The 9,811-nt window shown below is 76.0% G+C and carries 7 protein-coding genes and 1 tRNA gene; 2 read left to right on the plus strand and 6 right to left on the minus strand.

Annotated elements, in window-relative coordinates:
• From HYE82_RS28950 to HYE82_RS28970, 5 genes are all read right to left on the minus strand, one after another.
• A partial coding sequence (locus tag HYE82_RS28950) for a phosphatase PAP2 family protein (RefSeq protein WP_179177136.1) occupies window positions 1–978 on the minus strand: 978 nt, incomplete at its 3' end.
• Window positions 979–1,153: 175 nt separating this feature from the next.
• Window positions 1,154–2,293, minus strand: a complete 1,140-nt coding sequence (locus tag HYE82_RS28955; protein WP_309144481.1) for a TQXA domain-containing protein — start codon at window positions 2,291–2,293, stop codon at window positions 1,154–1,156.
• Between the two features lie 245 nt (window positions 2,294–2,538).
• Window positions 2,539–2,946 carry a single-stranded DNA-binding protein gene (locus tag HYE82_RS28960; protein WP_179177137.1) on the minus strand — a complete coding sequence of 136 codons (408 nt, stop codon included), beginning with the start codon at window positions 2,944–2,946 and terminating at the stop codon, window positions 2,539–2,541.
• 105 nt (window positions 2,947–3,051) lie between these two features.
• On the minus strand, window positions 3,052–4,878 hold the full coding sequence (locus HYE82_RS28965; RefSeq protein ID WP_179177142.1) for a GTPase: 1,827 nt from the start codon (window positions 4,876–4,878) through the stop codon (window positions 3,052–3,054).
• A gap of 160 nt (window positions 4,879–5,038) precedes the next feature.
• The gene (locus HYE82_RS28970; RefSeq protein ID WP_309144482.1) at window positions 5,039–6,685 is read right to left on the minus strand and encodes a GTPase domain-containing protein; all 1,647 of its coding nucleotides are present in this window, start codon (window positions 6,683–6,685) and stop codon (window positions 5,039–5,041) included.
• A 327-nt stretch (window positions 6,686–7,012) separates the two neighbouring features.
• Here HYE82_RS28970 and HYE82_RS28975 point away from each other — a divergent pair.
• Window positions 7,013–7,085 (plus strand) — tRNA-Arg (locus HYE82_RS28975).
• Window positions 7,086–7,200: 115 nt separating this feature from the next.
• Here HYE82_RS28975 and HYE82_RS28980 read toward each other — a convergent pair.
• The gene (locus HYE82_RS28980; RefSeq protein ID WP_179177139.1) at window positions 7,201–8,805 is read right to left on the minus strand and encodes an AMP-binding protein; all 1,605 of its coding nucleotides are present in this window, start codon (window positions 8,803–8,805) and stop codon (window positions 7,201–7,203) included.
• Window positions 8,806–8,950: 145 nt separating this feature from the next.
• Here HYE82_RS28980 and HYE82_RS28985 point away from each other — a divergent pair, with 145 nt between their 5' ends.
• The gene (locus HYE82_RS28985) at window positions 8,951–9,709 is read left to right on the plus strand and encodes a class I SAM-dependent methyltransferase (RefSeq protein ID WP_179177140.1); all 759 of its coding nucleotides are present in this window, start codon (window positions 8,951–8,953) and stop codon (window positions 9,707–9,709) included.
• Window positions 9,710–9,811 lie beyond the last annotated feature (102 nt).

Genomic DNA, 9,811 nt, shown 5'->3' on the forward strand with positions numbered 1-9,811 from the left:
GGGCGGGTCGGGGGTGAAGCGGCCGACGGCGACGCGGACGGCCCGGCCGGCGGCGACGGCGCGGCAGGTCTCCTCGGCTCCGGTCAGGCCGAGGTCCTGCGCGAAGTGGTTGAGCGTGCCTCCGGGAAGCACCGCGAGCGGCACCCCGGCCCGCAGTGCGGCGGTGGCGGCCGCGTTGATCGTGCCGTCGCCGCCGCACACCCCCAGCACGGCGGCCCGGGAGGCGGCCTCCGCCAGCGCCTCGGCCAGCTGCGCGCCCTCGCACTCGACCACCTCGGCCTTGGGCAGCCTGGTCCGCAGGACGTCGAGCCCCGCGGCCTCGGCGCTGCCCGCCCCGGCATTGACGACGACGACGAGCCCGGCCCCGTCCGGCAGCGCGGGCGCGTCGGCGTCCGGGGGCTCGTCACCGGGCCGGGCCCGGGCCGCCTCCACTCGGGCCGCGATACGGCGTACGGCGAACCCGGCGGCAACGCCCAGCGCCGCCCCCGCGACCACGTCGGACGGGTAGTGCACGCCCGTGTACACGCGGGAGAAGGCCACGGCCGCGGCCACCGGGGCCAGCACGGCGCCCCAGCCCGGCGAATGGAGCGCCAGCCCCGTGGTGAAGGCGAACGCCGATGCCGAGTGCCCGGACGGGAACGAGGTGGTGACCGGCTGTGTGGCCAGCTGCCGCACCGCGGGCACTCCGTCCAGCACCGGCCGGGCCCGGCGCACGGACCACTTGCCGACGGTGTTGATCGTGGCGGAGGCCAAGGCCAGCGAGGCGGCCGCGCGCACCGCCGCCCGGCGGGCCGTGGCCGAGCCGAACAGGGTGATCAGCGTGGCGGCCCCGCCCCACAGCATCCCGTGGTTCGCGGACCGCCCGAGCCTCGGCAGCACCCGTTCACCCCCCGGCCAGTGCCGTTGGGCCACCACGTCGAACAGGGACCGGTCCCATCGTGCGGCGGCACCCCGCCAGGTCGCCTTGTGCTCGCTCATACCCCGCGCCTGCCCCCGGACCCCGCCCGGGAACCAGGGAACCGGCCCACCGCCCCGGACCGTGCCCACCGAAGCGTGTTCGGCTGCGCCCCGGAGCGGCGCGGGGAACTGCGCGACCGGCCACAACCGGCCCGCAGAGGGGCGCCGGCCCGTCGCGGCACCTCGGGCGGAGCTCTCAGGCGCGGTCCTCGTCGTCCAGGGGGCGCTTGCGGACCATGAGCACCACCAGGCCGCCCAGGACCACCAGGCCCACCGCCAGGGAGGCGATCACCGGGGTGGCTGCGGAGCTGCCGCTGGTGGCGAGCCGCTCCTCCTCCGGGCTGGACGAGGCCTCGGCCGCGGCTGCCGCTCCGGCCGCCCGGGTGACCGGGAGCGGGGTGCCGTCGCCGGCCGCGCCCGCCTCGGCCACGATCGGCTGCGGCCAGATCCCCGTCGCCCGGGCAGCGGTCGCCGACTCGCTGGAGCCGGCCACGATCTGCGCCTGCGTCGGGAGGCCGCTGGTGAAGACCCGGCCGACCGGCACCTTGGTGGAGCCCTGGACGGTGACCGAGGCGGTTCCGTCCGGGGTGCCCGCCGGCACCTCGAAGTACAGCCGGCTCCCGTTGGCCGCAGCCGTGACCGGCTTCCCCTCGGCGTCGACGACCCGTACGCCCATGGCCGCGGCCGCCGCGTCCGGGGTGACCGTCACGCTCTGCGCACCGGTGCGCACCGTGACCGGGCCGATCCGCCCGCCCACGGGTCCGGAGGCACTGCCCGGTTCCAGCTTCAGCGAGGACGGCGGCTCCGGCAGCCGGCCCGCCGCCCGCTGGAGGTAGTCGGCCAGCTTCTCCGCGTCCGGGTCGGCCGCCTCCACCTGGGCCCCGTCCGCCAGTCGCCAGATCGCCACCTGCGTCCCGGCTGCCGCGCTCTGCGCGGTGAGCGCCCCGGCCCCGGCCGCCTTGGCGAGCCCTGCGAGATCGTTCAGCTGGGGGTAGGAGTGCTCCAGGACCCACCGGATCCGGCCGGCTTCGGCGTTCCCGCCGAGCGGGCTGCCGCTCCAGCCGCTCTCCGTGTACCGGGCCTGCGGTTGGGCGTTGCCCGCCACCCCGACCCCGTACGTCTGGAGCATGCCGCCGCCGTCGACCCGCATCTCGTAGAGCCCGGCGGGAACATGCCGGACCGACCCGTCGGGGGCGCGCAGAACGGCCTGCCCATAGGTCTTGAGCCCGTCCAGTACGGCGCTCGCGCCTTCCGGCGGCCGCAGGTCGGGGGTTCCGGTGTCGGCGGCGGCGCGGACGCCGGGCGCGGCGGTGAGGGCCGCGGCCAGCAGCGCCACGGCCAGCGGCCGCCGCGCGGACGCCCGCCCGGCAGCGGTCGCCCCGGAAGCGGCAGCCCCGGAAGCAGCCGGACCGGAAGCCGGACCGGAAGCCGCAGGCGCCGCGGGAGGGACCGCAGCAGGGAGCGGAGCAGGAGAGGAATCAGAAGCGGAGGATGCGGGAACGCCAATCGACACAGTCTTCCCCTTCGGGCCAGTGACCCAGGTGCCCGTGAGTACCGGGGAATCCTAGCTGGCTCGAACACTCAGACCACCGCCGCCTTCTGAGTGGCCATCAGTGCGGGCTCCGCCCTGACGACCCTCCGGAACGCGGCCGTCCCCCGGTTGAGGTCGTGGCCGATGGCGGTCGCGTCGATCTCCGCGGAGAACCAGCGGTTGCCTTCGGCATCCGGCGGGTCGTCCCGCACCCGTAGCCGCCCGTGCACCACCAACGGCTCACCGACCGAAACGGAGCCGGTCAGATTCACCGCGAGCGTGCGCCGGGCCCACACGGTGTAGAAGCTGGTCGATCCGTCCGCCCATGCGTCCTTGCGACGATCAAAGTACCGTGGCGTCACCGCGAAACGGAACCTGGCCGACGGCCCGTTGGCGGTTTCCTTGTAGTCGATCTGCGTGGCCACGTACCCGATCAGCGTCACCAGGGTGTCGTTCATCCCGGTCCCCTCCCCCGCCTCAGCGGCGTTCGGACCGGCGCGGACCTTCCGCACCGCCCACCGCCATGCTGGACCGCCCGACCCGACCCTGCTGGCCGCTGTGGACTACTGCCGGGTTGTGGACAACTCCGCCACCGCCGCGTACTGCTCGCGCACCTCCCGGTAGCGCAACAGCTCCGCCGCCACCGGCTCCAGCACCCGGGCCCGCCCGCAGCCCGCGGCCGCCTGCCGCAACCGCCGCTCCGCGTCCTGCCCGTAGCGCCGCGCCGGGCCCCGGGCCGCGATCGAGCAGGCCCACTCCACCAGCGGCCCGCCCACGATGCCCGACGCCATCAGCAGCACCGGCGTCATCAGGTTCGGCTGCAGAACCCCGATGATCTGCCCGACCAGCCACAGCCCGCCGTACACCTGGACCAGTGTCATCGCCGCCTGCGCCAGCACCGCGACCGGCCACCACGCGGGCCGCGGCGGTTTGGCGCCCGGCACGCCGGGGGCGGGGCCCAGCGTGACCGCGATCTCGTCCAGCGCCTCCGGCAGCTGCTCGCCGCCGCGCACCGCGGTCTCCCGCACCGCCTGCGCCCAAGGGTCGGGCAGCCCGGTGGCCGCCGCGTCGGCGACGGCCCGTACGGCCTGCTCCACCCGCTGCCGGGCGGTCACCTCCACCTCGGCCGGCGTCTGCGCGCCCGCCCCGGCCCGGCTGCCGGCCACCCCGCCGATCGCCGCCAGGGCGGCCAGGCCCGACAGGGTGCGCGGGGCCCTCCAGCTCTCGTACCAGCGCCACAGCCGCAGCCACGGAGTCCCGCACGCCTTGCCGGCGTTGCGCCGCCAGGCCCGCTCGGCGGCGAGCCCGGCCGCGTACGCCCCGACCGCCTCCGCGAGCCGGTCCTCGAACTCGGCGCGGGCTTCCTCGCCGATCTCGGGCCCCGGATGCCCGTCGGCCACGTACAGCGGGCGCAGGCGCGCGGCAGCACGGTCCACGTCGGCGGCGATCCGCCGGGTGGCGGCGCCCCGCTCCTGGGTGAACTGTCCGAGCAGGTCCCTGAGTTCCCCGACGCCCTCGCCGGTGAGCGCGGACAGCCCGAGGACGGTTGCCCCGGGCTCGTCGTGCTCGCCGAGCGCGATGCCGTCCTCGTCCAGCAGCCGCCGCAGGTCGTCCATGACGAGGTCGGCGGCCTCGCCGGGCAGCCGGTCCACCTGGTTGAGCACGACGAACGTCACCTCGGCGTGCCCGGCCAGCGGCCGCAGGTACCGCTCGTGGAGCACCGCGTCCGCGTACTTCTCCGGGTCCACCACCCACACCACCGCGTCGACCAGCGCCAGCACCCGGTCCACGTGCTCGCGGTGCGCGCCGACCGCGGAGTCCAGGTCGGGCAGGTCCACGAGGACCAGCCCGCGCAGCGCCCCGGTCTCGGAGGTCTCGCGCGGCCGGCGCCGCAGCCGCCCCGGGATCTCCAGCCGGTCCAGCAGCCCGGCGGCCCCGTCGGACCAGCTGCAGGCGATGGGGGCGGCGGTCGTCGGCCGGCGCAGTCCGGTCTCGGAGATCTGCACTCCGGCGAGTGAGTTGAAGAGAGTGGACTTGCCGCTTCCGGTGGCTCCGGCGATCGCGACGACGGTGTGCTGCGACGACAGCCCGCGCCGCGCAGCGGCCTCGTCCAGCACCCGCCCGGCTTCGGCGAGGGTCTTGCCGTCGAGCCGGGTCCGGGAGAGCGCGACGAGCTGGCGCAGCGACTCCAGCCGGTTGCGCAGGGCTCGCGCGCAGGGGCCGGACGGCGGCGGGGGCGTACGGCCTCCGTCGCCGCCGGCGCCGGACAGGGCCCGGACGAGCGCGTCGTCGCCCTCGTGGCCGTCCTCCCCGTCGCCCGGGTCGGTCCGGTCGGTCCGGTCGGTCCGGTCGGCGGGGCCGACCCGGTGCGCCCGGCCGGTCCGTTCCATCCCGTCAAACCCGTCAAACCCGTCGATGCCGTCGATGCCGTCGATGCCGTCCATCCCGTCGTCGAAGCTGCCGTCGCCGATGGCCCGCGGGCGGCGCGAGCGTGCGATGAATCCGTCGTCCCAGCGGTCGTCGGTGCGGTCGGCCAAGGCGGACACCGCGTCACCTCTCCTTCTGCAGTACGGACAGGGCGGCGATCAGCTCGGCCTGCGGCTCCGGGGTCACCTCGAGGGCCTCCAGCGGGGCCAGCCGCCGGTCCCGTTCGGCCCGCAGCACCTCTTCGAGGTGGTCGGCGACGAGCTCGCCGCCCCGGTCGCGCAGCCGGACGGCGGCCTGCGCGCCGATCCGCTCGACCAGCTTCTCGCCGGCGGGCCGGGCCCGCTTGCCTCCGAGGAGGGACGCGACCAGCAGGGCGGCGACGGCGTCGGGGTCGGGCGCGGGCTGCCGGTCGATCCTGCCGACCTCCTCCTCGGCGAGCTCCTCCAGTACGCGCCGCCAGCGCCGGACCGCCAAGCCGATGCGCTCCGCCGCCTCCCGGTCGGGCCCCGGCAGCGGCACGGCCCCGGCGGCCGGTTCGCGCCGCCAGACCTCGGCGATCCGCTCGTCGGCGGCGGCTACCGCGCACTGGAGCAGTGCGGACAGGGACTCGGCGAGCGAGTCGAGCAGCTCGTCGGCCGTGGTGTCGAGGGGGTAGCCGCGCCACCGGGTCAGCGCGTCCCCGGCGAGGACGGCGCCCTGGTCGAGCCGTCCCCGGACCCGTTTGCCCTCCTGCCGGTACGCGTCCTCCACCGCCGCGGTGAGCCGTACGGCGGCGGCGTACTGGGCGGCGACGGCGGACGCCAGCTCCGGCATCCGGCGCTTCAGCGAGTCCAGCGCGCCGAACGCGGTGCGGCTGACGGCGTGCTGCCGGGCGGCCGGGTCCTGGACGTGGTGGGCGAGCCAGGCGCCCAGCGGTGCGACGGCGCTGGCCGGCAACAGCCCGCCCCCACCTGCCGACTCGGGGAGCTCGGGCACGGTGAAGCGGGGTACGTCGCCCAGCCCGGCGCGCGTGAGCAGGGCCGCGTACTGCCGCGAGACCTCGGCGAGCAGCTGGTGCGGGACCCGGTCGAGGACGATGACGAGGGTGGCCCTGTACTGCTTGGCGGTGCGCAGGAGGTGCCAGGGCACGGCGTCGGCATAGCGGGAGGCGGTGGTGACCATCACCCAGACGTCGGCGGCGCAGATGAGCTCGGACGCGAGGACCCGGTTGTCGACGACGAGGGAGTCGATGTCGGGGGCGTCGAGGAGGGCGAGGCCGCGCGGCAGCCCGGTGATGGTCTCGATCCGCAGCTCGCGCGCCGCGGAGGCGGTGGCGGTGGCGGGGGCGCCGGCGCGGGCCCCGGGGCGTCCGGCGGCGGGCTTCCTGGGGGCGCGGGCGGGCTCGTCCTCCCCGGGCGGCGCCCAGACCCTCAGCAGGTCGGGCAGGACGCGCATGCCGGCGAACCAGTGGTGGTCGTCCGGGTGGCACACGAGCACGGGGACGCGCGTGGTGGGCCGCAGCACGCCGGCTTCACTCACCTGGCGGCCGACCAGGGAGTTGACGAGGGTGGACTTACCGGCTCCGGTGGACCCGCCGACGACGGCGAGCAGCGGCGCCTCCGGCGACTTCAGCCGCGGTACGAGGTAGTCGTCGAGCTGCGCGAGCAGCTCCGCTCTGGTCTGCCGGGCGCGCGGGGCGCCGGGGAGGGGCAGCGGCAGACGCACGGACGCGACCCTGTCACGCAGGGCGGACAGGGCATCGAGCAGCTGAGGCCGAACATCCAAGGTCACCACATGGGAAGAATGCCCAATTTAGGACCATTTTTGAAGCTTATACACCCTCTGCGCGCCGACCGCGACTCCGGAGGGACCTTCCGGTCAGAGCAGACGGAGTGGGGCACAGGCATAACGAGTGCACAACACCCAGGGCGCCGCGGCGCAAAAGCGGTGCGAGAATCGCACCTGCCTGCGATTATCGGGACCGCTTCACCGAACCTCCACATCGTGGCACGCGGGTGAAGCAACCGGGACAAGGCGACCGGAGCCCTATCCTTGACCCGGCACGGACGACAGTCCCACCCCCACCCCGGGGCTCCAGGCCACCACGGCCACCTTCCGGCCCCCGTAGCTCAGTGGATAGAGCAGGTGCCTTCTAAGCACTTGGCCGCAGGTTCGAGTCCTGCCGGGGGCGCTCTTCGGTTCATCATTTCGGGGCCCTCCCTTCGGGGAGGGTCCTCGTGCGTACGGGTGCGCCACCGCCCTCCGCGGCGGCGCAAGGTGGTCCGGTGTGGCCGGAAACGACCGCCTCAGGAGATTGCCGCCTCGGCGCGCAGCTGACGTTTGTCCGGTTTGCCTTGGGAGGTCAGGGGGATCTCCTCGCGCCAGAACACGGCTGTCGGGCGGTAGGCCGGGGCGAGGGCCCGCTCCACCAGGTCGCAGGCCTCGGCCGCCGTCGCGGCGTCGGGGGTGCGGCCGGGCACCGGGACCAGGAAGGCGCAGACCTCCTCGCCGTTCCGGGGGCTGGGGCGGCCCACCACGGCCGCCTGCGCGACCCCGGGGTGCCGGGCCAGGGCGGCCTCCACGGGCAGGGTGTGGACGTTGTCCCCGTCGACCATCACCGCGTCGGCGATCCGGTCGTCGAGGTGGAGGTAGCCGTCGGGGTCGAGGTGGCCCAGGTCGCCCGTGCGCAGCCAGCCGTCCCGGATCACGGCGGCCGTGAGGTCGGGCCGCCCCCAGTAGCCGGTCATCATCGCCGCGGACCGCGTCCACACCTCGCCGGTCCGCCCCGCGGGCAGCGGCCGCCCGGCCGCGTCGCGCACCTCGACCCGCACCCCTGCCGCGGGGCGTCCCGCCGAGGAGAGCAGGCCGGGACGGTCGGTTACGGCGGCGTCGTGGTCGGCGGCGGTGAGACGGCAGATCACCGCGGACTCGTTCATCCCGTAGCCCTGCTGCCAGCGGCCGCCCCAGCGGGTGACCGCCTCCCGCAGCCGCTCCGGCAGGATCGGCGCGGCCCCGTACGAGATCACGCTCAGCCCGGGGATCCCGCGGGCCGTCGCCGGATCGTCGAGCAGGCGGTAGACCATGCCGGGCATCAGGTACGTCGCCACGGGCCCCAGCCGCCGGCAGGCGGCCGCGAAGGCGCCGGGCTCGAAGGGGGCCACGATCTCGGTGCGACCGCCGGAGCGGAGCTGCTCCAGGCAGCGTCCGCCGGCGCGGTGGGCGAGCGAGGTGACGGATACGTAGGCCGGCGGGGCGGCGAATCCGGCGGCCCGGCCGCCGCCCGCGCCGGGCCCCGCGCCGGACGCCGCGGCGGACCCGGTGGCGGTCGCCGTGGCAGGCCCCGCGCCGGACGCCGTGGCGGGCCGTCCCGTCTCGCGGCCCGCGCGGCCGTCCGTCCGGGCGGCGAGCGCGCGGAACGTGGACGCCACGCCCTTCGGCACCCCGGTCGTGCCGCCCGTGTACGTCACCCGGGCGATGTCGTCCTCCCGCGCCGCCACCGGCAGCGGCACCGCCTCCCGTCCGGCCGCGGCCCGCAGCAGCCCGTCGAGGCCGAGCCGGGCCGCGCCGGTGTCCGGGACCGGCACGTCGTGCACCACGAGGGCGGGGCGGCAGTCCCGCAGCACGAAGTCCGTACCTGCGGTGTACGCGTCCGTGACGACCTGGGTGAGCCGCGCGCCCAGCAGGTGCGCCGCCAGCCGCACCTGCACCACCTCCGGCCGGTTGCCGCCGAACACGCAGGCCAGTCCGGTACCGCGGCCGACCCCCCGGTCCGCCAGCTCGCCCGCCAGCCGGTACACGAGGTCCAGCAGCCCGGAGAAGTCCAGCACCGGGCCGCCCGCCTCCCCGAGCGCGGGCCGGTTCCCGTACCGCTCCAACGCCCCGACCAGGTCCGCAACGTACCGTGCCTCCACGCCCCACCCCTCCGCCCTCGCCGCACGCGTGGAGGCGACCGTACAAGCTCCGCACCGGATCCGGAGCCGTACGGGCGGCGCACGAAGCGCGGTGCGGCCGCGCGGTGTTGACGGGGCGGGCACCCGGCCGCCGACCATGGGTGCCATGACCGACGCATCGGACGCATCCCGGGCACGCTCGTTCAGCTCCGCGGCCGCACGCTACGCCGACCACCGGCCCGACTACCCGACCTCCCTCCTCGACGCGGTGGAGGACCTCGCCGGGTTCCGGCTGGCCGGTGCCCGGGTCGCCGACGTCGGCGCCGGCACCGGCATCGCGACGGCCCTGCTCCGGGACCGGGGCGCCCGGGTGGTGGCGGTCGAGCCCGGCGAGGGCATGGCTGCCGAGCTGCACCGCCGCAACCCCGGGGTGCCGCTCGTACGCGGGGACGGCAACCGGCTGCCCTTCGCGACGGGTTCCCTCGATCTGCTGACGTACGCGCAGTCGTGGCACTGGACCGACCCGGGCCGCTCGGGCCCCGAAGCGCTGCGCGTGCTGCGGCCCGGCGGGGCGCTGGCCGTGTTCTCGAACGACCCGGACGTCGAGGTCGAGTGGATCGCCGGCCAGCAGGCGCGGATCGAGAAGGCCTTCGGGCCGGGCTGGTACGTCAACGAGCGCGTCCGCCCGCAAAGCGGCCTGGAATTCACCAGGCGGCTGCTGCGCTGGTCCCGCCGCATCCCGGTCGACGCGCACCTCGCGAAGCTGTCCACCCATTCGCTGTTCCTGATCGGCGAACCCGGTACCGATGCCTTCCTCGCCGCCGAACGGGAGCGCCTGCTGGAGCAGTTCCCGGACGGCTGGATCGAGGAGCACTACGTCGTGGACCTGGGCCTCGCGGTGCGCCCCGGGGCCCCGTCGGACTGAAGGCGGGCCGGGTCGCGTTCCGGTTCCGGGCAGGGAGTGGTTGCCGCCGGTCCCGCCCGACGGGGGTTACGGGCGGGACCAGCGGTCAGGGGGGAGGGAATG

This window comes from Streptomyces sp. BR123, from assembly GCF_013401435.1.
Taxonomy (GTDB): domain Bacteria; phylum Actinomycetota; class Actinomycetes; order Streptomycetales; family Streptomycetaceae; genus Streptomyces.